Here is a 24214-nt window from a genome sequence, read left to right on the forward strand (position 1 = left end):
ATAGCCCTCATGTAATTGATACTTGTTGCAGCATCTCAGTTGCCAGCATTTCAAAATGGCGCAAGTTGTGCCACACGTTGTCTTTCTTAAAGGAATCTTTTTCTTCACCCACAAAACGGAATCCCAATTTTTCTATTGTCCGCCCTGACGGTGGGTTATCGGCCGCGTGATACACCAATATTTTATGAAGATGCAATCGGGTAAAACCAAATTCAATGACAGATGCGGCAGCTTCTGTAGCGAAACCGTTACCCTGATAGGGTAAACCAATCCAATAGGCCAGCTCGGAGCGATTCAATGTCCAGCAACGGTGTTTTCTACGCACGTCAATTAACGAAATCAGGCCAACTACCTTCCCGGCATGAATCGCGACCCAATGAAATCCTCTTCCCGACTGCTGCGCCGCTACCAATGTGAGAATCATTTCCTCGGTTTCCTCGATTGACTCGTGTGGCGCCCAAGCCAGAAACGTTGAAAGGCGACGATCAGACATTAGTGGCCAGAGGTCATTTGCGTCCAAATTTGTAATCGCCCGTAACTGCAGGCGGGAAGTTTGCAACCGGTAACCATCCGGGTACGACGGCAGAAAACTAGTTCCATCCCCTTCGTTCATAGATCGCCAAATTTTGACATGCGCAAGAACTGCCTGCTACTTAAGCGGAAGGCTTTGGTGCTTTCCGCCAGATACACCTCGCCAGAATGTGTGCATTTGGTAACCAATGCGTTGGCTCCGATGAAGCATTCATCCTCCACTTTCAAACCGTGGGCCACGGTGGCGTTTACTGCAAAGAAGCAATTTTTTCCCACTGTGACGACCCCAGAAATGTTGGCACATGATGTCAGCCAGCAGTTATCCCCGATCGTCGAATGATGACCGATCATGGCGCCGCTCCAGACGAATACATTATTGCCAAGCTGCACGCACGGGTGGATGAGAACCTGGTTCATGATGAAGCAGTTGTCTCCATGGGTGCAGTCCCTGGGCAAGCCTGAGTCGGGATGGATGTAAGAAGCCAGAGTATAACCCAGGCTTCGAGCCCTGGCGCAGGTATCGGTGCGCAGAGAGTTCATGCCCTGATAGCCTAATGCGACAAACATGGAATATTCTGTAGGAGGGTACTTTTCTGACACTTCTTCAAATGCCACTATCGGCAATTTCTGCCATACCGTCCCCGGCATATACTGCTTATCTACGGTACAGGCGACAACTTCTGTATCACTGTGGTTGCGAAAAAAATACAGGAGTACCTCGGCAATCTTCCCTGCGCCGAAGATTACAAGCGGTTTCATTGTGCAGTTTCCTTTTCGACCAATCGATGCAATGCAAGCCGATCAATCTTGCCATTGGCATTTTTTGGGAGAAATTCCAATACATAGATGCGCCGCGGCAGCATATAGGATGGAATGATCGTTCTCATTTTGTCGACTAGCTGTTCAGATGCTTCGGGTATGGGCATTGCCGCAAAACCAAGAATCTCGCCCAGTCCGTCACCCAGCCTCTGATAAATCACGGCACATTCCGCCACGCCGGTCAGCGTTGACAAGGCCACTTCGATTTCTTCCAATTCGATACGGTATCCCATATGTTTGATTTGGAAATCGGCACGTCCCTTGAAGTGCAAACGCCCCTGAGCATCGCGCTGCACAAGATCGCCGGTGCGATAACCGATGTCTTGATACTGTGCATGGTGCGGATTCTGGATGAACGATCTTGCCGTCAGCCCGGGGTCATTATAATAACCCAATCCCACCTGCGGACCCCGCAAGAACAACTCACCGAAATCGGGATGGCTCTCATCCTGCGGCAGAATTTCTCCCTCAAAATTCTGTGCTAGCGAGCCCAATGTGGCCACCTGTTTCATATCGTCAAAATCCGCTGGCCCGATGGTATGAGCAGAGCAGATGCAGGTACACTCCGTCGGACCATAAACATTTTCCAAGTCTGCACGGGCGCCGAAGAGGTCGTAAAGTTGTTTGAGCTTGACCTTGGGAAACCCTTCACCACCGAAAATGATCTTGCGTACTGCAGGAAAATCATCGACAGCAATGGCGCGTGTCGTCAGCAGATACACCAACAAGGACGGCACAGAGAACCAGATCGTGCAGAGAGCCTGGTTCACGAGTCTAATTAGGCGACGGGGATCTTTTACTTGGACAGGCGTGAACGGCACCAGCGCGGCACCTGAAAAAACAGCAGAGTAGAAGTCAGACACTGAGTTGTCGAAGTAAATCGGATTAACGTTCGTCAATACATCCTCCGATGTGATGGCGAATCGATCTCGCGACCACGCTGAAAACCAGATTAGATTGGCGTGGGAAATGACCGCTCCCTTGGGTGTACCGGTAGATCCTGAGGTGAACATGATGTAGGCAGGCGTGCCGCCGCCGATATTGCGCGAGTCAGGAAGATCTCCTTCGCAGTGCGCATCGGCGATCTTGCACAAATCGATCACTTCGCAGCGATGCTCGGCAAGAATGACCTCAGTATGAGGCAACTCGGTAAAGGCGTTGATGATGAGACGCGGCTGACAAGTCTGCAGGATTTTCCGCAGTCTTTCCCGCGGGCTGTCAGGATCGAGATTTGTATACGTAATGCCCAGCCGCAGACAGGCAAGCATGGCTGCAAAAGCCGCAGGAGATTTGTCGTGAAAGAGCGCAACAACTTCTCCCTTCCTGACACCACGGACGTGTAGAGCCCCTGCTATTCTTGTAGCCAGTATTGCAAGTTCCCTGTAGGTCACCACACTGCCGATATCCGGATATATCAGAGCCGGGCGATCCGGGTATTCTTCGACAACACTCTCAAACGCAATGGCAAGATTGGAGACAAACATTCGGATGATTCCTTCGCACCCGAGTCAAAGGGATAGCCCGCCATCCACCTCTAGCACAGTACCTGTAATGTAGTCGTTTTCGACGATATGACGGGCTGACTGGTAAATTGCTTCTGGTGCGCCCAACCGGCGTAGTGGAATCTGCTGCTGTAACTTCGTGAGTATTGCCTCACTCAACGCTGTGCGGGTGGAGTCGGTATCCAAAAACCCGGGCGCAATAGCCGCAAAACGCAGCCCTAGCACCCCCAATTCCTTCGCCCATGTACTGGTCAATGCATTCACTCCTGCTTTTGCCGCCGAGTATGCAGACTGACCTGGGTTGCCGGCAGCCGAAACAGAACTAATTGAAATGATCACTCCTTTACATCGCCGCGCAATCATTTGATCCACCACCCGGCTGGTCACATAAAACACCGAATCCAAATCGGCAGCCAGAACCCTGCGCCATGTATCACGGGAATGCGCACGGTCACCGCGAATACTCAAATTGACCAACGGCTCGCTATGGATAATGCCGGCATTATTGACCAGCACCTCTGGCTCAAATCCATCATCTGCGGCCTGGTGAACTGCACGATCCACGGCTTCTGCATCAGCAACATCGCAATGCCATACACCGACTGATTCCCTAAAGGCTGTTCGCAACTCAGAGCACAAGTCCAAATCACGCTCGAAAACACCAACGCTAGCCCCATCTCGGACAAACCCCTCCACGAGCCAACGGCCAATCCCGCGACCCCCGCCCGTGACAAGTACTTTTGAACCAGCGATATTCAAGCCAAGCCACCGTGGGACAAGATCATCCTCCGGGCATCACCCACGGTTTTCATATCGGCAATCTCATCACCCGAGAGCTGGATATTCCAGGCTTCTTCTATCCGCATGATCAATACGATATGTGTCATTGAATCCCAAGCGGGAATGTTTTGCAGCGCTAATTCATCCTTGATTGAATCCTTGGAAATATGAAATGTCTCCGCAACTACAACCTCTAACTTCATTTGTCTCACTCCAGCAAATAGGATTGGTTAAACTCAAGCCACTTTCAGATCAAAACTGGCGACGGCGTCCATTAACAGGCGGCGCGGATTGTATAGCATGTGGTCGAGGATGGATAAGACCGTGCCATCGTTAGCCCCGGATCTTAGTCTCCCCACGTGCAGATTGGGTTCCAGGAACAGCAGTTCAATACCGGCGCGCCTGAATAGGACCGTATCGTACATATCCCTTCCGCCCGGCGGATTCACATACGTTACTGCACCTTCGCGCTGACAAATATCCAGAATACGATGCTGGCCCTTCAAATCGTTTTTCGGATAGACGCTGCTGCTCGGAATAATCGTTGTCGCAATTCCCAGATGCACAGCAACGTCCTTAATGCTTTCATATAATGATCTTGAAAGACTCCCACTGGCGCCTTTAAGCCAGCGATTAAACAGTGGCAGAACAGTTCGCGCTTCTGGGGCCTGCGCATACGCCTCCACAATCATGCGCTCCATCTTATTCTTCCAACCATTGTCGGGTACGATGTCAATCTCGCTGATCAGTCTATTCTGGCTGGCTCCCACCAGCGGCACGGTCATCCAGGCTGTCTTGCCATTGACAACCACCCGATTGCGGTTAATCCATCCCCGGTTGATGTAGTTCACATCGTCCAGAATGACAAACATATCCACCGCAGCCATCAATTGCCAGTATCCCAGATAAGGAAATAGATACGGCTGCATGATCGCAAGTTTCATGGCAAATCGACAATCAGCGATACAATGAACTCTATCTGGCCTGCAGAAAGATCAGGGTAGATAGGTAGGCACAACACCTTCAGCGCTATATCCGTCGCTACTGGAAGGTTACTTCTATGCGCTGATGGCAATCCCCGATACATAGGAAAATCTGAAATCAACGGGTAAAAATACCGGCGTGAAAATATGTTGTTGTCTATCAGTTTCTGGTATAGGGCTTCACGACTCAACGGATAATCAACGTCCACCAGAATGGGAAAGTACCCATAGTTGTCGACCTTTTGGTCAGCTCCCCTCAAGCAACGAATGCCCTTTACATCCGCTAGGCGTTCCCGATATCTGGAATCAATTTCTTTGCGACGCGCAATAGCATGATTGATATATCGCAATTGCAACAGCCCTAATGCCGCATTAAATTCACTCATCTTGCCGTTGATGCCCGGTGCCACCACAGTCACCTCATCGACAAAACCAAAGTTTTTCAGATGATCGACTCGTTGTTTTGTCTTTTCATCCTGGCAGACGATCGCGCCACCCTCAAAAGTGTTGAACACTTTAGTGGCATGGAAACTCAGCACTGAGAGATCGCCATGCCGGAGTATGCTGCCTTTGGTATCTTGCACGGCAAACGCATGCGACGCATCGTAGATGACTTTGAGATTGTAATTGTCGGCGATCTTCTGGATACCTTCCACATCGCAGGGATGGCCGTAGCAGTGCACTGGCATGATGGCGGTGGTATGCGGCGTGATGGCTGCTTCGATTTTGCTCGGGTCAAGATTCAGTGTAATTGGATCAATGTCTACAAACACTGGCCTGATACCGTTCCACAACAAAGAATGGGACGTGGCGACAAATGAATAGGGTGTGGTGATTACCTCTCCTGTGATGCGTAATGTCTGCAGGGCGGTGATCAGCGCTATCGTGCCGTTCGTGAATATCGAGATGTGTTCCACTCCGAGATATTCACAGAGCGCCGTTTCCAGTTGCTCATGGAAGGGGCCACCATTGGTGAGGATTTTACTATCCCACATCTTTTCCAGATAAGGAATGAATTCTTCCAATGGCGGAAGAAACGGCTGCGTCACATAGAAATTCTTTTTCTCTTCCATCATTTTTCCTGTGAATAGACTCGAATCAATCAATAGGCAAACAGAACCGATTCCTCAGCATGAATGGTGAAGTGTCTCAGTGCGAATTTGTACCCAAGGCCGAGGCTATCTATGTATTGTGGGATTTCCCAGAAGTCGCTCAATTTGTGATAGACGGAGATAGCCAGCTTGGGACGAAACCGGCGTATGGTGTCTTGTGCGCCGCGGAGCGCTTCCAGTTCAGCACCCTCTATGTCCATCTTGATGAAATCGACACGATCCAGATTCTTATTACTGGCCAGATCGTCTATCGTAAGCGTCTCAACGCGGGTAGCATCCGGTCGGCTGGCTTTCGTTCTCACCCTTGTTCCCGGTCCGCTGCCTTCGACAAACAGTTGCACGCCGGACTGAGACCAGACAGCCATCTTTACTAGATCAATCTTCCGAGAAAGCTCTGGATTCAATGTCATATTTTGCTGGAAAATCACCAGACTTTCCGGCATGAATTCGAATGAATATACCCTTCCATTTTCCCCTGCCTCATGGGCAAAATACAGTGCTGTGTCTCCGTAACAACCGCCTGCATCAATGACGACGTCACCGGCTTCAGCCTTGATCACTTTATCGGCCGTCCTGCACTCGTATTGATTGAACACAAAAACTGTGGTGATCGCGAAAGGTGGGAAAAAAATTATGATGGAGTAACCAATACTGGAGAGATCAACATTGCATGCTTTACGCCCCCCCCATCCAAAATCTTTCGCATCTCTGCCCTGCCCTAATCGCTCCGCATCTTCCACCGCCTTCCAATATTGCGGATTATTCAGAGGCAACTTAACACGGCGGTAGCCTAACGCGCGAAATGAAAGCAACTGCACCAGTAATTGCCTTGATTCATCATCTACCAATCTTTGATATATCCATTGAAACTGCTCTACGTTGGGCTCAAGCAAAGTCATCGAATATTCCATCGGATCATTCAGATCATAGAGTCCAACCATAGCCAGCAGATTCTTGATAGAGTGTTTTACTTGTTGCCTGGCATCTGGTTGCACAGGTTGTTTCTCTGCACCAAAACGGCGCTCGTCCCAATTGTCCTTAAAGTCGTTTTTAAGGCAGTTTGCTATGTTTTGCCTGTAGGCGACCAGAAAATCTTTTTCCATATAATTGCTCGATCGTTTAATTCACAAGGAAGGAGTCCGCACATCAATGTGTTGTGGCACTATGTGACGAACCAACTTGCCCCACTGCACTCTGTCTGAAATTATTCGGAAAGGGCTCAGGCCCTGTACCCGTGATAGTGCTTCGTTAGTTTCTGAATCCATCACGGCTATGGTAATGCTGTACTTCCCCGAAGACAATTCCACTGTGCCCATTGATATTTTTACTTCCAGAACACCTGAGGGAAACAGATTCAATTTACCCTCTGTGTTGTTCACCGGCAAACAAACAACCGGGTTCATTGCCTCATCCATTATATAGATATGCATGATCGCCACTGATCTGTTGCTATTGATATGAAGTTTTATTCTGAAACCTAATTCTGCGCCGTGCGGTATTGTGGGCTCTTTGCTTTCCGCACATTGCTTATTTACTAACAACTCCACGCTATATATTTCAGCATCGCCGGTTCCGGAAGTCTGTTGTTCGTGCTTTACTAGGCCATAATATCGGTCGATTCCTTCTGAAGGATTCGGGCTGTCAGCCACCACCAACCCGTGGTCCAGTACCATTACTCTCGTACTAAACCAGGAAATTTGCTGCATATTGTGTGACACAAAGACCACTGCAGATTTGTTTGCAATTCGCCTAACCGTATTGAGACACTTGATGGCAAAGCCTATGTCGCCGACTGCCAGCACTTCATCCAGAAACAAGATGTCCGGCTCTATCAAAATTGCGGCAACAGCAAAACCCAGGCGCACATTCATACCTGAGCTGTAGGTTTGTACTGGCGAATTGATGAACTCTCGGATCTCGGCAAAGTCGATGATTTCGTCTATCTTGCTGTCGACATATTTCTTGCCAATACCCAGGACCGCGGCATTGACGTAGACGTTTTCACGTCCGGTCAGGACGGGATTAAACCCAGCCCCTAGGGCGATCAATGCCCCTACTTTTCCGCGCATTTCAATACGACCTTGGTCCGGTTTGATCAACCCATTCAGCATGCGCAACAAAGTCGTTTTGCCTGCACCGTTATGACCTATAAGGCCCAGACAGTCGCCCCTATTAAGCACAAAGCTTATATCCTTGACCGCCCAGAATTCATCCTCACGCAGAACACCGTCTGTGCCATGCCGCCTACCCAGCAATTCACTGCCAATATCCCGCATGCCATACCACATGGATTTCTTGAGGCTGCGACAAAATTTCTTGGACAACCCATTAACCTTGATCAGCGTCTCTCCCATGTCAACTACCTATGCGCTCTATCAAGATAGGCATGGCAAGACGGAAAACTACCCAAGCTATAAGCAACAATCCAATCGAAACCAAATTGACAACCACAAAATAGCCCAAGTGCTCCGGTGTAAATCCCGTCAGCCAGTCACGCGCGGTAAGGATCAGCGGGGTTAGCGGATTTAGCTGAAACAAAGTTGCCGACAGGCCTTCTTTTGGCATCGCAAAAACTACGGGGGTAAGGTACATGAGAAATTGCATCAACAAAGGGATACCCTTGCCCACATCGGTGTACAGCAAACCCACTGGTGTAAGCGCCAGACCTATAAGTGTTCCTACCAGGATCAGCGAAAGCAAACCCATGGGAAACAACAACAGGCTCCAATCCGGGTGGATCCCCATTACCAGCAAGGCAACCAACAGCAGTGAGACCTTGATCAGCGCATTGACTATCGTCTGGTAGATGCCAGCAACCACAAGTGCCTCACGTGGAAAATTTATTTTTGCCAGCATGATCTTGGAAGCGGTGACAATTTGTAACGGGGCATTCAATGCATCCATCAGGATTGCCCACAACATCGTGCCCGTAAATACGTATACCGGATAGGGCAAGGGCGTGTCGCTTACGTTGACAACGCCACTGCGACTCAGAAAAATCCATACCAGCGTATTAGCCAATGGCAATAGGATGGCCCAAAGAAACCCGAGGAAGGCTTGCCGATATTGGGCGCTTAAATCTCGCACCATCAATCGCCATGCGAGCTCCCGGCTGGAGGCCAAGTCACGCAACATCTCTCGCGCCATTCTCAGGGGACTGGCTAGCATGGAATCCGGTGTGTAGATAGTGCTGCGTGGTTCAGTCATTTCCCTTGTGATTTCTCCTCTCTTCCACGCCTTTAATCAATCCGCGTTTTATCATTTCACCTATGACCTGTTGCACACATATTTCCAGCTCTACCCCAGCTGTGTTTACAGTGAGTTCTGGGCTTTTGGGGACTTCGTACGGCGATGAGATGCCAGTAAATTCGGGGATTAGCCCGGCGCGGGCTTTTTTGTATATGCCCTTTGTATCTCGTGTCTCACAGACTTCGATCGGGGCGTTACAATAGATCTCGATAAAGTCGCCGTGCTCAACCATGCCACGCACGCGTTCTCGGTCCGCAAGAAACGGTGAGATGAAGGCGGTGAGTACGATCACCCCCGCTTCCATGAACAATTTAGCCATTTCGCCAATGCGGCGGATGTTTTCTTCACGGTCTTTGATTGAGAAGCCCAAGTCGCCGCAGAGCCCATGGCGGACATTGTCACCGTCTAGCACGAAGGTGTGGTGTCCTTGCTGATGCAGAGCTTCTTCAACGGCATGCGCCAGCGTAGATTTGCCCGATCCGGATAATCCGGTAAACCAAATGATCGCACCGCGATGACCGTTTTGCGCTTCGCGGCGGGCACGGGTAACAGTGGCGTGGTGCCAGACAACGTTGGTTGAGGCTGGGGGCTGTGTATTCATGTGAATGGGCCAGGGACAAACCGACTGGCCTGTAACTCCTGCTAAATCAGTGCTTGCTTTGTGCGACCTTGCTCAATGAAAGATCGCCTGCCTCTGCCTCAGTCGAGATCTGAGAACTCACCGAACACAGTCCGGCGGCCACGAGAATCCAGAAGAGGTGCGCGAGACTCCCCGCAAACATGTAATCGAACAGGTTTCGCGTTACGAAACCTACTGTGACAACCGCAATCGCCAAGAGTAGCCACTTATTTTCGCCTATTGACCGCCGCCACTGTCTTGACAGCGTTAAGACTATAGAGGCGAATATCCAGATGTATAAGATGATGGCCGGCACACCACTCCCCATGAGTACCATGGCAAATGTGTTGTGTAACGCAGGGAGCAGTCTGTCCTCCAGGCGTTTGTCTTGATCCGCTTCTATCTCAGCCTTGTACACCTTCAGGAACGTGTTATTCCCATACCCTATTCCGACGAGGGGATGCTGAATCACTTGGTGAAACCCAAGTTGCCATGTTTTCACGCGGGCAGTGAGGGTCCATGGGTCGGTGGTACTCCGTTGGTATCCGGTCGCGGAGAGGGCAAGCAAGCCTACTCCTACCGCGATTGTGCCCGTTATGACCCAGATGACCAGTCGGCGTCGTCCAGCCATAAGCCCGAAACCGACTGCCTGAGCGAAATGCGCTACCCAGCCGGCCCTCGTATAGGCGGCGATTTGCGCGAATCCTGCCGCCACGAGAGTCAGAACCCCGAGCGCGCGCGCCCAACGTGTCCGGTTGGTGACAACCCACCCGATGAGGATTGGAATGACGAGCACCAGATAAGTCGTCAGCCATTGGAAGTCCGAAAAGGGGGCCTCAGCACGGACAACACGATCCCTCCACGTCCCTCCACGTAGAACAAAATCCACCAGTGCATAGCCTGACAACACAAGGCTGCCCACGACCACTGCCCATACAATCTGCCGGGGAAGTTCGATGCGCCTGTGATGACGCAGCACGAACATAGCCCAGTAGAAAACCAGAACGTGGGCCACAAGTTTGCGCCACTCGGAGAAACTGTAGGCTGGATCGGTCGCAAAAGGCACCGTACACAGCACCCACCCGACAAGCCCGAGCAGCGGCAGGTCGATCGGGGTTCGAATCCACGGATTTATTTTCTCAGCCCAGGCGAGACAGAGTGCTACGGCGAGCAAGAAAAAGAACGCGTACTCTTGGGAGTGATGGAGCATCGGGAAGAAACTCACAAATGTGATTCCCAGCAGGCCATAGGCCTGAAGTTTCCAGAGGACCGCACTTGCTCGCCAAGGGGTATGGATAGGAGCAGCCGTGGGGGCGCCGTGATCAGGTTTTGTGATACTGATGTTTACGACAGGTTTTATGAAAGATTTCTCCACCGAGCTTCATCCTCATCACAATCATGCCGGCGCTATATCATTCACATCGATCTCCACGGCTGCGGCTTGTTGAATGAGCCGCACGCCCAACACCAAGCGGTGGCGCTTGTCTTTGCGCAAGAGAATCCCACGCACGCCTTGGAGCGGTCCCCGGACCACTTCCACCTGCATGCCTTCGTGTAGATAGGGATGCGGATCGTAAGGCAACACCGTGCTCATCAGGGTCTTGATCGCCGCAATTTCCTCGTCCGGTATCGCCTCCGGACAATGGCCGCTGCCGACAATGTCGACGACTCCGACAGTCTTGAGCACCGGTAGTTTGTGCTCCAATACAAAACGGACGAAGCAATAGCCCGAAAAGAGAGGGACTTCAATTTCTTTCTTTCGATCCTTCCATTGACTGAGACGCTTCACCGTCGGCAATAACGGCTCAAGGCCCTGATTGGCCAATTGATCGCGCACGATCTTCTCGTGACGCGACTTTGTCCGTAATGCAAACCAGTGAAGATCGTTGGTGTGGTTTGTTTGGTTGATCTGATTGATCTGGTTGATCTCGTTCATTTGGTTTGTTTGGTGCGGAGGTATTTAATGAGACCGGACGTTATTCTCGCTGTCTTGTTGGCTTGCTCGTAGATCGACTCAAATGTGTCTTTAGACACGTAGCCTTGATCCACTGCAATGTACATGTGACTCTGTACCTCAGCTGTGGAAGACATAGCGATGAACAAGAACTGTGTAAACTCCTTGCTCGACCGACGAACAAATCCTTCAGCTATGTTTGCCATCACAGATCCCGCTGCACTCTGGATTTGACTACAAAGCCGAATATCCTTTTGCCATCTAGAGTTCTGATGGATCGCATCATAAACCAGCCTCGTCAATTGCCTCGCTTCCTTCCAGCAGTCTAGATCTTCAAAACGAGTGATCTTCATGCCCTGTCTCGTTTGTTTGGTTCATTTGGTTTATCTGGTTGGTTTTGGAATAGTCGATCGATTGCCCAGTTCTTCTAACCAAACAAACTAAACAAACCTCTTCAACCAGATAAGCCTCTTCAACCAAACAAACCGGCTGCGAAGACAGCTCCGCCCTCTCACTTACAGAACCACTTCGCACACCCACACAACATTGACTCAGGCACGACGGCTTGTCTGAACAAACCTCTTCAACCAAACAAACCAGTCAACGCGTCACGCCTTATTCAGGCAAGGCGAGTCGCAGCACATGTTCCCGTGGCACTCCCGACTGGACCAACTGTTCTTCGCAGGCCGCGGCGTGCTCAAGATCGGCAATCAACACTCGATCAAACTGCCAGTCGGCAATGCCTTCCAGCGAATACACGGGGCACGAGAGGAACGACGTGCGCGCGTTTCCATCGATGAATCCCACGCAGTCGATGTTCATTTCCCTGAGCGAGAGATAGGCCAATTCTGCCAGTTCGTTTGTGCCATAAATCGCCACCCGTTGCCCGTTTGTCCCATCGAGGCACGTCAACATTTGTTTCAACCGCCCACGCATCTCGCGGTGGTATGACAGCGAATACTGCATGTACTGATTGGTGAGGCGCGATTTTTCAGCCAATCCCTGGGGGGTCAGTACATAACGGGTTCTATTGCGCGGGATAGCTGTGACCTTGATGGAGCCCTGTCGGGCTAGACGCTTGAGATAGAGATTGGTCAGACCGAGCGCGACACCAAGTTTGAGGGCGAGGGTACGCTGAGTGGCCCCACCATCCCGATCGAGCTCGCTGAGGAGGAGAAGATCTCGCTGATCTTGTAAATCCATGAATTATACGGATAAATTTGATGCGCGTTCACAACATGAACATATGCACCTCTTCTGTCAAGCAAAAAATATGTCACCCGGCCTTCAGCCTTCAGCCTTTACCCCTGCAGCCAGCTTCCCGGCATGGAGAAGCCGCTCTGCAGCGGCAACCACCTCAGGAACCGAGATTAACTTCATGCAATTCTCCTCGCCCCTCGTACAGGTCGGGTGAAAGCAACTGCGGCAATCGATTTCCTTGTAGAGTACCTCCACAGGACCACCACGTGGCCCCCACTCGCGAGGGTTCGAGGGGCCGAATAAGGCCACTACGGGAGTACCCACTGCGGAGGCCATGTGCATGGCGCCGCTATCGCTGCCGACGAAAAGCACTGACTGTTTGGCAATGGCTGCGAACTGTTTAATGGTTGTACCGCCCGCCATGATGATGGGGGGGGTCTTCGCCATCCCTTGAATCTGTCGCGCAAGATCGATGTCTTGCTCACTACCTCCGATCAACACCTGAGAACCGCACTGAGACGTGAGATAATCGGCCAGCTCGGCAAATCGCTCTGGAGGCCAGGCTTTAAACCAGTACCTGGCGCCTGGTTGCACGATCACCATCGACTGCGATCGCTGAATACCGAGTTGGTCTAATAGCTGGTCCGCGCTCTTCTTCTCATCCCGTGTCAGCCACAGCTGAGGATCCTTTGATTCGGCCTCGATACTCAGAGGCTTGAGGGCTTCCAGATCCCGGTCAATCCGGTGTCGAACACCAGATACGGGCTGAATCACCTCTGTGTAATATCTCCCCCGCCAACGATGTTCGTCGTTGAATCCGATCCGAACCGGCGCTCCGCTGATCCGGGTCAGAAACGCAGACCGATCTCCATCGGTCAAATCAATCACGGTGTCGAATTGACGGGCGCGCAGTCCGGCGATCAGCCTCGATTGTGCCGCTAGAGACCCTTTATCAAGGACCATGACCTCATCCAAGTCCGGGTTGCCCGACAAGACCTCTTCCGTCCCCCGATTCACCATCATCGTCACCCGGACATCCGGCCGTGCCGATTTGATGGCTCGAACGGTCGGTGTCGCCAACAGCACGTCACCGATATAGCGGAGCTTGATGATAAGGACGTTCTTCATACTTCCTACACCCGACAACCCTCACCGCCGACCACTTACCACTCCCTACTTACCACTTACGATTTTTCAGCGCACAATTCACGGTACAACGCGACAGTCTTCACCGCGGCGTTGTTCCACGAAAACTGTTTGGCGCGAGCAAATCCTTTGATCTTCAAGGAGGCTCGAAGCGGCTCATCCTCAAGCGTATGGACCATCGCTTCTCCGAGCGCTCGAGCGTCTTGAGGGTCTGCCAAGACTGCCGCATCCCCTGCCACTTCAGCCAAGGCAGTCGAGTTGGATGTCAACACGGGCGCCCCACAGGCCATCGCTTCCAACACGGGCATTCCAAACCCTTCGTACAACGAGGGAAAAACGAACAGATCGGCACAGGAATACAACAGCTGTAGATCTGTGGTGGATACCCGCCCGGGACAGAGTACCTTTTCGGTTAAACTGCGCCTTCGGGCCGACTCCTCATAATTCCCGAACGGATGAATGGGCGAGCCGACCAGGACCAACATGCGTGGCCCCAATTTCTTCCGCACCATCTCAGCTGCTTCAAGAAAGATCTGATGATTCTTGCGCGGATCTGCCCCTCCGATAAATAAAACATAGTGACCAGACGTCAGACCAATCCGTTTCCGCAACTCTGCCATCGCCTGATCGTCCCGGCGTGGAGCGAAATCCTCCGACACTCCGTTGGGGATCACCCTGATGTGCTCACGTTTCAGCCCATAGAGTTCTACAAGCTCTCGCGCGGAAAATTCGGACACTGTGATGGCTTTCCTGGCTCGAAGCGCGGTCTGTCTCGTCTTGAACGAGGACGACCATTGTCCCAACATCTTTTTCGAGTATTCGGGATGACGATCCAGCCAAAGATCGTGAATGGTCACGACTCCGCCATAGCGCCCGACTGTCTGCATCTTGAAATTAGTTCCATGGTAGAGATCCAACTGATCGGAGGAGCCCCGCTTCCCCATCCCCCATTTGCTCGAGTTTATCCACTGGAGCCGCTCAACGCCTTGCCATTCCTTCACAGCGTCAGGCTGCTCCGCGCCAGGTTTTGCATAGGCCACAAAGTCGATTCCCCCTTGCTGAGCCAGCATGGTACGAAGGAGATGATAGCTGTGCCATCCCACCCCGCCCTTATCGCCGACCATCGGGTTGGCATCAAAACCGATTCTCATCTGAATCCTGAAACTTCCAATGTTTCACAAGATGATACGTGAAGCCGATCGGCAGCAGCCTTTCGACGAAAGCCTCCTGAAATTCTTTCAATAGAATGTCTGCTGGAGTGTCCGCCAGGAAAGCATTACCGATGTCCAACCAATCGCAGATCTTCCTCAACCATCTCGTGAACCAAGTCCGTGAACTTGCCGTCGTACGACCAGCCGAGCTTTTGCCTGGCCTTTGAGGCATCGCCCAGCAGGGTTTCTACTTCTGACGGCCTCATAAACTGCTGGTCGATCTTGACATAGTCATGGTAATCGAGGCCGACATATGCGAAAGCGACCTCAGCAAACTGCCTCACCGTATGTTGTTCTCCCGTGGCAATGACATAGTCGTCCGGTTTGTCCTCTTGCAGCATCAGCCACATAGCTCTCACGTATTCGCGCGCATGTCCCCAGTCACGGCGCGCCTCCAGATTCCCAAGTCGTAGCTCTTTTGCCAAACCCATCTTGATGCGAGCGACATGTGACGTGATCTTACGGGTCACAAACTCGAATCCTCGGCGGGGGGACTCATGATTGTAGAGAATTCCTGAAGAGGCTTTAATTCCATTCGCCTCTCGATAGTTTCTCGTCAGGTGGAAACCGGCGACTTTGGAAATGCCATAGGCCGAACGGGGATGGAACGGCGTCTGTTCGTTCTGAGGCACCTGTGCCACTTTCCCGAACATCTCGCTGGATGCGGCAAAGTAGAATCGGCAGTGAGGCGCCGCGTCTCGCAAAGCGGCCAACACATAATGCGTGCCATTAATATTGGCATTCAGCGTCGAAAATTCATCCTCGAAGGAATAGGCCACGAAACTTTGAGCAGCCAGGTGATAGCACTCATCCGGCTTCACCATCTCGAACACACGATAAATGCTCGGGAAGCTTTCCAGCGACGCAGCGTGGAACTGGATCTGATCTTTCAGGTGCAGGATACGGTGCAGCCGGTGAACCGGATCTTCGATGGCGACCCGTCTCACCACTCCATGGACTTCGTAACCTTGTTTGAGGAGCAGTTCCGATAAATAGGATCCGTCCTGCCCTGTGATTCCGGTGATCAGTGCCCGTTTCACTTCAACCTCCCCACGCCGATGGGATAAGCCGGTGCCTCTCGTTTATTTGGTTCATTTGGTTTGTTTAGTTTGTCTGTCTAGCTCCGATCCGAGGAACGAAACAAACCAAATAAACTAAATAAACCAAACAAACCAGACAGCACTATAGCAGAAATGACTCTCCCTCCTCAGCTTCAGTCCCTAAGTCGCCCATCATCGGATTGGCATCAAAACCGATTCTCATCCTCTTCTGGTTTATCTGGTTCATTTGGTTTATCTGGTTATCTTGTTATCCGGTTCAACCAAACAAACCAAATAGACCAGACCAACCAAACAAACGATCTTCATCTTGCCAATACCTCACCATAGAGCTGTTCCAGATTCACAATGGATGCTTCGAGACTAAATCGCTCCCGCGCACGAGCCTTTCCACAGAGCCCCATGTGTTCTCGCCTGGCCCGGTCCTTTAAGAGTGTCACCACAGCTGCGGCCAATGACTCGGCATCTCCCGGAGGAACAAGCAACCCAGTTTCTCCCTGCGCCACGACTTCGGGAAGCCCTCCTGTGGTAGTCGCAACCACAGCCTTTCCCATCGCCATTGCTTCGACCACCGCAATTCCAAACCCCTCCATGAGTGCCGGGTGCACATACAGATCGAGACAGGCCAGGAACGGTTGAACCGGGTCCTGAAAACCGACAATGTGCACACGGTCGATAATTTTCAATTCCTGTGCGAGTCGCTTTAATTGATCAGCATAGTTATGGTCGTCACTCCCAACTATCACATAGTGCACCGTCGGTACCGCACAGGCGATCGCCGGAAGAGCCCGAAGCATGACCTCATAGCCTTTTCGTGGGAACAAATTGGCAACAGTACCTAAGAGGAAGGCTCCGTTCGGAATCCCGATCTTCTGCCTCACCGCCCCGTCATCATGCGCAACCTGTGCCTGGGACATATCAATACCGCTGTAGAGGGTTCGGACCCGGCCCGCCATTACCCCACCGGTAATCAACGACTGTTCAATTTGGCGAGAGATCGCAATAACAGCATCGACCCTATCGAGTTCATAGCGTCCCACCTTGGGCGGCTCAATCTCCTGTCTCACATGGGCAACGATCGGCACGGGCTTACCTGCACAACGAGCGACAGCCCTCACAATATGGGGCACCCACCAGATGTCGTTCACATGAACCGCGGCCGGGTCGATTTGCGTGACAAGAGTACTCAGCTCCCTGATCGCCGATTGTCGCTGAATAACTGCGAGAGGTTTTCTCCAGGGTGGGAAGGTGAGTGCATGAGTGGGAACTCCGATTGCATCAAGCCGATCTCGGAATGGGCCAGACCCTGGGCAGACCACGTGAGATTCCCACTTGCGACGATCCAGGGCCATCAGCAGTGCGATGAGATCCCGCTCCGCCCCTCCGATGGCTTCAATCCCATGCACATACAGAATTCGCGTGCCCACTACCTGGTGTCCGGGTGAGAGGCCGCCTGCCTGGTGGTATCCCACAACTTGGCATACTTCACAAAGGTGTACATGCTGGCAAACACAGAGATAATGAGCCCGCGCACTCCATCGCGAAATGCTTGCCTTTGGACATAGTACTTCCAAAAGGTAAACAGCGGACGTATTGTCAGATCACTCCATCGAACTGTCTTTTTCGTTTTCCCGCGCTCTCTCGCTGCCAATGTCGTAAAGTTATTGAACTTCTTGAAGTGGTCTTCGATCGTCCGTTCCGTGTAATGATCGAGCGCATGGGTCAGATCTCCATGCAGTCCCTCAAACACAAACCGGTTGTGCGGCTCGCTATCGTCTAACCGGCCGACGCCACGACGAAACAATCTCAGTTGATAATCCGGATACACCCCTCCCCACCGAATCCACTTCCCATAATAATAATTCTTTCTTGGAAGCGAATAGGCCACAGGCCCTGCCGGGGTGGAGGTCTCTAACACACGTTGGATCTCCACACGGAGATCGTCACTGACACGTTCATCGGCATCCAGAATAAATACCCAGTCTGATGTGGCACGATCGATCGCGGAGTTTTTTTGTTCACCGAAACCATTCCACTTGCGCTGAAAAACATGCGGTGTGAACTCCCGGCAAATCTCAACGGTCTTGTCGCTACTATAGGAATCGACTGCGATGATTTCATCCATCCATGCTACCGAAGCGAGCGCTTCGCGAATGTTTCGTTCTTCATTGAACACGACAATCGCGCAAGAAATCGTTTGAGGCATATCGGTTCCTTTAGGAAAATATTTTCACGGAACTTCCCAAGCCCACATTGTTCATGCCGTAGCGAATTGGCTGAACGTCTTCCAATAGAGAGACCCGGCCGCCCTCTCACCTTACCCGCGAAACCCGTGCCGAAGAACTTCCCGATAAAACTGGGGATTCAACCAGCGAGTGCGGCGGGCTGCCCAACGCCTAGATAAACGGAGACGCTCCGCCATCACCGCCGGGTGCGATCCGCTGAATTCCTTCAACATGGCATAGTCCTCAAACTGAAACCGCTCATGCGCAAGTCGTCTGGCTTCTTCAAACGGCAAACTATCCCCATGATGCTTCTGGGCCTGCTCTCGCTTCTTCTCCAACAACGTTTGAGGATCCTTCACCCATCCGTAATGGAACATCGTTGCGCCTAAATTGACCAGCCACTCTTTCGGGCCGCTTTGGAGGTACAGCCCGGTCGGTTTGAAGTGAAACCCGACCGCATCGCCGCAAGACTCCACTTCACCGTTGTGTCGAATGATCCGCACGGCTTTGTGATAGAACCATGGATTCGTCGACCTATAGTCCGCGATGAAATGCAGGTATCGGAACAAAAGCCCCTTCACCGCTGGGTTGCCGAGCTGGCGGCGCATCGCCTCCTGGATGACCGGCAAATCGTCTTCGTGCACGACCTCGTCTGCTTGAATGTAGAACGCCCAATCACCGGTACAGTATGACAACGCAATGTTGGTCTGTTGGGCGTAGATCAGTCCGTCCTTTCGCAGCGTCTCATCCCAAACCGACTCCACGATTTTGATTTTCGGGTCGCTGATCGAGCGAATCCGCTCAAGCGTGCCGTCTTCGCACCGGCCGACATTCACAATAAACTCGTCGACGATCGGCAGAATGGAACGAATCGACTCCACGACGGGATAGTCGTACTTCACCGCGTTCCGTACGAATGTAAATCCGCTGACTTTCATAGCTGCAAACTGGTTTGTTTAGTTTGTTTGGTTTGTTTCGTTAGAACCCGGAGTAACCAAATAAACCAAACAAACAAAATAAACCAAATAAACCTGGTTCATGGTTTTGTGAGTTCCCATAGCTTCGCGTACTTCATGCAGGTGTAATAGCCATAGAGACCTGAGAGAATCAAGCCTGGCATGCCGTCGAGGAAACCTGCCCGCTGTACATACATCTTCACAAACGCGCCGAGCGGATGGGTGATGAGTTGGTGGGAGGAGAACTGCCGGCCCTGCTCCGCCATGCGCTTGGCCATCAGATTCGAGTAACGGTCCTGTTTCGCCACATAGTGGTCGATGCCTCGGAAGGGATACTGCAGCGCAGGACTCTTAAGATACCCGACCGGTCCGTCGCAGTCGAAACTCTCATGGACCAGTTCTTCGCGATACCGAAACTTTCCCTTTCGAAACAACTGCGGCTGCCGATAATCGGGATACCAGCCGCAATGTTTAATCCACCGGCCTAAGAAATAGTTTTTTCGTGGCACGAAGTAGGCATCCGCATCCGGTCCTCGCTCAAGAAGTTCCTGAATCTCTTCACGTAGCTCCGGTGTCATCCTCTCATCGCTGTCGAGACTGAAAGCCCAATCATGGGTCGTGAGCGCGACTGCCTCGTTGCGCAATCGTCCGAATCCATGAAAGTCAAGTTGGTACACCTTGTCAGTAAATTCCCGGCTGATCGCCGCGGTCCGATCGGTACTGTGCGAGTCCACGACGATCAATTCATCACCCCAACCTGCCACAGACTCAAGACAGGCCCGCATATTGGGCTCATCGTTGTAGGCAATCACGTAGACCGAGAGTTTAGGCATGAACGCCCCTCTGGTTTATTTGGTTCATTTGGTTCATTTGGTTCATTTTGTCTATTTGGTTTATTTTGTTATTTGGTTGGGCTGATTTCATGGTCGACAAGATGAACGAAACAAACCAAATAAACCAGATAACGATCTGCGCTTAGACATGGACTACTTTCAACGGCGAAGGTGCTCCAACTACCTGGAGCACATGTTGTGCAACCGTGTCCACCGTCAGCCGGTCGAGGCAGTCCCAATAGGGGCAGGCCTCGTAAATACATTTTTCGCACGTCGGCACTTCAGGGCGGAGGACCACCCCTTTGCCAAGCGGCTGCCAACGAGTCGGAAGGTTGTTCCGTCTTGGATCGAAGAGACTGACATTCGGCACTGAGAAGGCTGCGGCAATATGCGCCGGACCAGTGGCTCCTGAGACCACCGCGTGACTCTCCGCAATCACAGCCATCAACTCGCGCACCGACAACTGCCCCATGAGATTCAGAACCGGTGCAGGAAGCGGCGCGGCAGTGGGCGTTTGCTGCTTGAACATGTCTGCTTCTGCCTGACTTCCGGTCAGCACGACCCCCACTCCTTTCCGATGTAACTCTTGCGCGAGTGAGTGATAATGTTCAACGCGCCAGCGCCGAGCGGCGAACCCGCCTGGATGGAGGACGACTCTGGGTGTCAGTATGCTACGCAACCGTTCCTGTCCGCGTACTCGTTCCGCCTCAGTTATCACAAGACTCGGTGGCGACACGGTGCCTGGTTGCAATCCCAGCCCGGCGAGCATGCCGACATTATAGGCGGTTTCATGTTTGGAAAAATCTTTCCGATGTTCATAGACCCGGCGATTCGCCAACAGACTATACCAGCGGTAGCCTGTCGCCACTCGAATCGGTACTCGGGCCAGGAACGCCGCCCACATCAGCCGTTTGAACGGCTTGAGAAACACTACGGCGTCGACAGCCCGGCGAAACAAGGATGTCAGCTCGCCCAGGGATTCCCGGCCCGTGACTGTCCTGACCTCGTCGAGATCCGGATGGTGAGCCAGAAGCGGGGCTGCATACTCGCTGGACAGGAAGGCAATGCGCGCTTCCGGCAGGAGGCGGCGGAGCGCGGAGGCGACCGGAAGACAGAGGATCTCATCGCCGATCCCATCAGGGCGGACTAAAAGGACATTCATCGAGGAACCATACGAAGGGGCCTCTGCGCTCGGGCCGCCGCCAGGACCTGGTCAGGCAACACCAGTTTCAAACACTCCAAGGGCAGCGTATTGTGGCAGGTCCGACTGAAACAGGGGCTGCAGGGGACCTTCCCGGTCAGGACCTCATGACCGACTCCATAGGGGCCCGTTCGCACCGCGCTTGTCGGCCCGAAGAGAGCCACGACCGGCGTACCGACCGCCGCTGCGATATGCATCGGACCTGAATCGTTCGTGATCAGCATCGACGCCTTGCTGAGGAGCGCCGGCAACAACCCTACTGTTGTGGCTCCGGTCAGATCGATGGCAGAGGTTTTCATCATGGCGCTGACCGCGGCAACGTCTGCTCGTTCCTTGCGACCACCGATCATCACCACTGCACGGGATTCTTCTTGTTGCAGCCGATCTGCAACTTCGGCGAATGATTCAACCGGCCACCGCTTGGTCGGCCACCTGGCAGAGACACCCATCGCCACCCAGCTTGTTCCAGGCGTGACGCCGGAGCGAGTTAAGAGGCGTTCGACCTCCTCATGGTCGGTTTGCGGAATACGGAAATGAAACTCCGGCGCCCCGGACTCCCCCGCTCCCACGGCCTTGGCCACCAGCAAATAGCGATCGACTGCGTGCATCTCCACTTGCGGAACCGGCACGCGTTTCGAATAGAACCAGGGACTCCCTTCTCGCCCATTGGCAAATCCTACAAGCAGAGGAGACCCGCTGAGCCGACCGATGGCGGCGCTTCGGAAGAGCCCCTGAAGATCCACGACGAGATCGAATCGCTCTGCACGCAGAGGGGACACCTGCGAAAGCCACCCGGCGGCTGTCGATTCCACAGGCCAGACCCGATCCACCCCATCGATGCGTTCGACGAGGCTAGCCCATTCACGCTTGACGAGCCAGGTCAGTCGAGCCTTGGGATAGGCTCGGCGAATTGCCGCGCAGGTCGGCATCGCATGCACAATGTCGCCAAGAGAACTCGGCTTGATCAATAAGATATGGCGATAGTCTTCCATGAGCGTTATTCGTCAATCGTTAAACGTGAATTGTAAGACTGAGCCCCTTATTGTGACCGATTAGCGATTAACGATTAACGGCGGACGTGTCGTCGCTGCATCGGCCAAGATCCAGTCAACTGCCTCGGCCATAGACTTCGCCACTGTATCGGGCATGACTTGCTCAGCCTGGAGTCTATCCAACGCCTGCTGGTCTACCGAGCCACTTGTAATAAGAATAGCCTTGGCGCCCACTCTTTGTGCCAATTGAACGTCGCGTGCGTGATCGCCGATCATATAGGAACGGCGGAGGTCGAGTTGCAACTCTGACACCGCCCGCTCGACCATTCCGGCATTCGGTTTGCGGCAGTGGCAACCATCGTTGGGATGGTGCGGGCAGAAATAGATGGCATCGAGCGCCGCCTGCTCCTGTTCCAAAAGACCTTGTAATCTCGCATGAATCGCTTCCAGATCCTTGAGGGTAATCATTCCACGACCGACCGCGGATTGGTTCGTCACGACCACTAATCTCGCACCGGCCTGTTTCAATCGCGCCAGGGCCGACGCAACCCCCGGCAATAACTTCAGATCAGCGGCGATTTTCAGATAGCCTGGATCGTAGTTCAATGTCCCGTCACGATCCAGAAAGACGGTGACCCCGTCGAGGATGTTTGTTTGGTTGATCTGGTTTATTTGGTTGGTCGGAATTATTCGGTTCGAACCAAATGAACCAAACAAACCAGATGAGCCAGATAACCGTTCGGTCGCTGCGTCATACACCATGTCCACCGACACCCCTGTCATACACCGATGGTCGATGGGACATTCACGCAACAGGCAGGGCGCGCAATCGACCGGCTGCCGCACAACTGCATGGGCGCCCCCAAAGGGTGACGTGGTGCGCCAATCGGTCGGGCCGAAGATGGCCACGACCGGCACCTGGAATGCAGCGGCGATGTGCATAGGGCCTGTATCGTTTGAGAGGAGCATGGCACAGCGTTTCACTGCCGCCATGAGTTCCCGGATCGTCGTTGATCCGGACAAGACCAGCGATCGGGACGACAGACGGGCGGCAATCTCCTGGCCTAAACGCTCTTCCCCCTTGGCTCCAAAAATAACCACGCTGACCTGTTGATCTCGCGATTCGCGAACTGTGCGGCACAGTCGCTCCGCCACTTCGGCAAACCGATCGGGCAACCAGCGTTTGGCCCCGCCATACGTCGACCCGGGGTTGATGCCCACGACGACATCCGATGCGGTCAATCCACCCTGGGCGAATCGCCCGGCCATCGCCTGCTCCTCTGCCGGAAAGACGACGAGTTCCGGTGCAGTCGGAACCCCAGTGAGACCCAGCGGCTTTAGGAGATCCCAATAATAATGGACTTGGTGGACGAGCGGACGGGGGTCAGGCGGGGCAACTGGATCGGACAGGAGTAAACTTCGTCCGTCTGTCGTATACCCATAGCGCCGAGGCACAGAAGCCAGGAAAGTCAGGAACGCCGCCTCGAATGCATTCTGAAACAGTATCGCAAGGTCGAAGCCTTTCCGCCGCAACTCCCCGGCCAATACCCACTTACCTGAGAGCCCCGTATGTCGTCCGTTACTCTCATAGGTCAGCACATGCGTCAATGCCGGATGGTCCTTAAACAAATCTGCCACACCCGGTTTCACCAACAATGAAATTTGAGCGTCGGGAAATAGTTTCTGCAATCCGCGGAGCGCCGGCTCGGACATCACCGCATCGCCAAGCCAATTAGGCCCACGCACAAGAATTCTCTTGATGGCGTCTTTATTCACAACCCTCCGCAACCGAGAAGGTTCGTTTGGTTTATCTCGTTTGTTTAGTTTGTTTGGTGTCTTCGAA

25 protein-coding genes are annotated in these 24214 nt (G+C 52.8%); all 25 read right to left on the reverse strand.

The features are described 5' to 3' along the window. Positions 1 to 7 precede the first annotated feature (7 nt). Positions 8 to 613: a GNAT family N-acetyltransferase gene (locus tag HZB34_01010; GenBank protein MBI5314532.1), complete on the reverse strand. Its 606-nt coding sequence runs from the start codon at positions 611 to 613 to the stop codon at positions 8 to 10. After that, the gene (locus HZB34_01015; protein ID MBI5314533.1) at positions 610 to 1290 is read right to left on the reverse strand and encodes an acetyltransferase; all 681 of its coding nucleotides are present in this window, start codon (positions 1288 to 1290) and stop codon (positions 610 to 612) included. Before HZB34_01015 ends, HZB34_01010 begins: the two co-directional genes overlap by 4 nt. Next, complete coding sequence (locus tag HZB34_01020) at positions 1287 to 2834, reverse strand: amino acid adenylation domain-containing protein (GenBank protein MBI5314534.1); 1548 nt, start codon at positions 2832 to 2834, stop codon at positions 1287 to 1289. Before HZB34_01020 ends, HZB34_01015 begins: the two co-directional genes overlap by 4 nt. A gap of 24 nt (positions 2835 to 2858) precedes the next feature. Then, a complete protein-coding gene (locus HZB34_01025) occupies positions 2859 to 3611 on the reverse strand; it encodes an SDR family oxidoreductase (GenBank protein MBI5314535.1) in 753 nt (250 codons plus the stop codon). Further along, positions 3608 to 3835, reverse strand: a complete 228-nt coding sequence (locus tag HZB34_01030) for an acyl carrier protein (protein ID MBI5314536.1) — start codon at positions 3833 to 3835, stop codon at positions 3608 to 3610. The genes HZB34_01025 and HZB34_01030 overlap by 4 nt, the downstream gene beginning before the upstream one ends. A gap of 33 nt (positions 3836 to 3868) precedes the next feature. Beyond that, positions 3869 to 4576 (reverse strand): WbqC family protein, encoded by a 708-nt coding sequence (locus tag HZB34_01035; protein MBI5314537.1) that lies wholly within the window; start codon positions 4574 to 4576, stop codon positions 3869 to 3871. After that, a complete protein-coding gene (locus HZB34_01040) occupies positions 4573 to 5688 on the reverse strand; it encodes a DegT/DnrJ/EryC1/StrS family aminotransferase (GenBank protein MBI5314538.1) in 1116 nt (371 codons plus the stop codon). The genes HZB34_01035 and HZB34_01040 overlap by 4 nt, the downstream gene beginning before the upstream one ends. 29 nt (positions 5689 to 5717) lie before the next feature. Continuing rightward, complete coding sequence (locus HZB34_01045) at positions 5718 to 6830, reverse strand: FkbM family methyltransferase (protein ID MBI5314539.1); 1113 nt, start codon at positions 6828 to 6830, stop codon at positions 5718 to 5720. A gap of 21 nt (positions 6831 to 6851) precedes the next feature. Further along, complete coding sequence (locus HZB34_01050) at positions 6852 to 8081, reverse strand: ATP-binding cassette domain-containing protein (GenBank protein MBI5314540.1); 1230 nt, start codon at positions 8079 to 8081, stop codon at positions 6852 to 6854. 1 nt (position 8082) lies between these two features. Beyond that, positions 8083 to 8934, reverse strand: a complete 852-nt coding sequence (locus HZB34_01055; GenBank protein ID MBI5314541.1) for an ABC transporter permease — start codon at positions 8932 to 8934, stop codon at positions 8083 to 8085. Beyond that, a complete protein-coding gene (gene cysC / locus HZB34_01060) occupies positions 8927 to 9577 on the reverse strand; it encodes an adenylyl-sulfate kinase (GenBank protein MBI5314542.1) in 651 nt (216 codons plus the stop codon). The genes HZB34_01055 and cysC overlap by 8 nt, the downstream gene beginning before the upstream one ends. Before the next feature lie 46 nt (positions 9578 to 9623). After that, positions 9624 to 10970 carry an O-antigen ligase family protein gene (locus HZB34_01065; protein MBI5314543.1) on the reverse strand — a complete coding sequence of 449 codons (1347 nt, stop codon included), beginning with the start codon at positions 10968 to 10970 and terminating at the stop codon, positions 9624 to 9626. A 21-nt stretch (positions 10971 to 10991) separates the two neighbouring features. Further along, positions 10992 to 11531, reverse strand: coding sequence for a UpxY family transcription antiterminator (locus tag HZB34_01070; protein ID MBI5314544.1), 540 nt, complete (start codon positions 11529 to 11531; stop codon positions 10992 to 10994). After that, positions 11528 to 11902: a four helix bundle protein gene (locus HZB34_01075; protein MBI5314545.1), complete on the reverse strand. Its 375-nt coding sequence runs from the start codon at positions 11900 to 11902 to the stop codon at positions 11528 to 11530. The genes HZB34_01070 and HZB34_01075 overlap by 4 nt, the downstream gene beginning before the upstream one ends. A 262-nt stretch (positions 11903 to 12164) precedes the next feature. Then, positions 12165 to 12752, reverse strand: a complete 588-nt coding sequence (locus tag HZB34_01080) for a winged helix-turn-helix transcriptional regulator (GenBank protein MBI5314546.1) — start codon at positions 12750 to 12752, stop codon at positions 12165 to 12167. 84 nt (positions 12753 to 12836) lie between these two features. Next, a complete protein-coding gene (rfaQ, locus tag HZB34_01085; GenBank protein ID MBI5314547.1) occupies positions 12837 to 13877 on the reverse strand; it encodes a putative lipopolysaccharide heptosyltransferase III in 1041 nt (346 codons plus the stop codon). Between the two features lie 56 nt (positions 13878 to 13933). Then, positions 13934 to 15046: a glycosyltransferase family 4 protein gene (locus HZB34_01090; GenBank protein ID MBI5314548.1), complete on the reverse strand. Its 1113-nt coding sequence runs from the start codon at positions 15044 to 15046 to the stop codon at positions 13934 to 13936. A 125-nt stretch (positions 15047 to 15171) separates the two neighbouring features. Further along, complete coding sequence (locus HZB34_01095; protein ID MBI5314549.1) at positions 15172 to 16146, reverse strand: GDP-mannose 4,6-dehydratase; 975 nt, start codon at positions 16144 to 16146, stop codon at positions 15172 to 15174. 323 nt (positions 16147 to 16469) lie between these two features. After that, on the reverse strand, positions 16470 to 17591 hold the full coding sequence (locus HZB34_01100) for a glycosyltransferase family 4 protein (GenBank protein ID MBI5314550.1): 1122 nt from the start codon (positions 17589 to 17591) through the stop codon (positions 16470 to 16472). Next, a complete protein-coding gene (locus HZB34_01105) occupies positions 17591 to 18370 on the reverse strand; it encodes a glycosyltransferase family 2 protein (protein MBI5314551.1) in 780 nt (259 codons plus the stop codon). The genes HZB34_01100 and HZB34_01105 overlap by 1 nt, the downstream gene beginning before the upstream one ends. 111 nt (positions 18371 to 18481) lie before the next feature. Continuing rightward, positions 18482 to 19327: a glycosyltransferase gene (locus HZB34_01110; protein ID MBI5314552.1), complete on the reverse strand. Its 846-nt coding sequence runs from the start codon at positions 19325 to 19327 to the stop codon at positions 18482 to 18484. Positions 19328 to 19425: 98 nt separating this feature from the next. After that, positions 19426 to 20178, reverse strand: coding sequence for a glycosyltransferase family 2 protein (locus tag HZB34_01115; protein ID MBI5314553.1), 753 nt, complete (start codon positions 20176 to 20178; stop codon positions 19426 to 19428). A gap of 142 nt (positions 20179 to 20320) precedes the next feature. Then, on the reverse strand, positions 20321 to 21340 hold the full coding sequence (locus tag HZB34_01120; GenBank protein MBI5314554.1) for a glycosyltransferase family 9 protein: 1020 nt from the start codon (positions 21338 to 21340) through the stop codon (positions 20321 to 20323). Continuing rightward, a complete protein-coding gene (locus HZB34_01125; protein ID MBI5314555.1) occupies positions 21337 to 22371 on the reverse strand; it encodes a glycosyltransferase family 9 protein in 1035 nt (344 codons plus the stop codon). Before HZB34_01125 ends, HZB34_01120 begins: the two co-directional genes overlap by 4 nt. Positions 22372 to 22431: 60 nt before the next feature. Further along, positions 22432 to 24147, reverse strand: a complete 1716-nt coding sequence (gene waaF, locus HZB34_01130; protein MBI5314556.1) for a lipopolysaccharide heptosyltransferase II — start codon at positions 24145 to 24147, stop codon at positions 22432 to 22434. Positions 24148 to 24214: the final 67 nt, after the last annotated feature.

The organism is Nitrospirota bacterium (genome assembly GCA_016219645.1).
In the GTDB taxonomy this organism is placed as follows: Bacteria; Nitrospirota; Nitrospiria; order Nitrospirales; family Nitrospiraceae; genus Palsa-1315.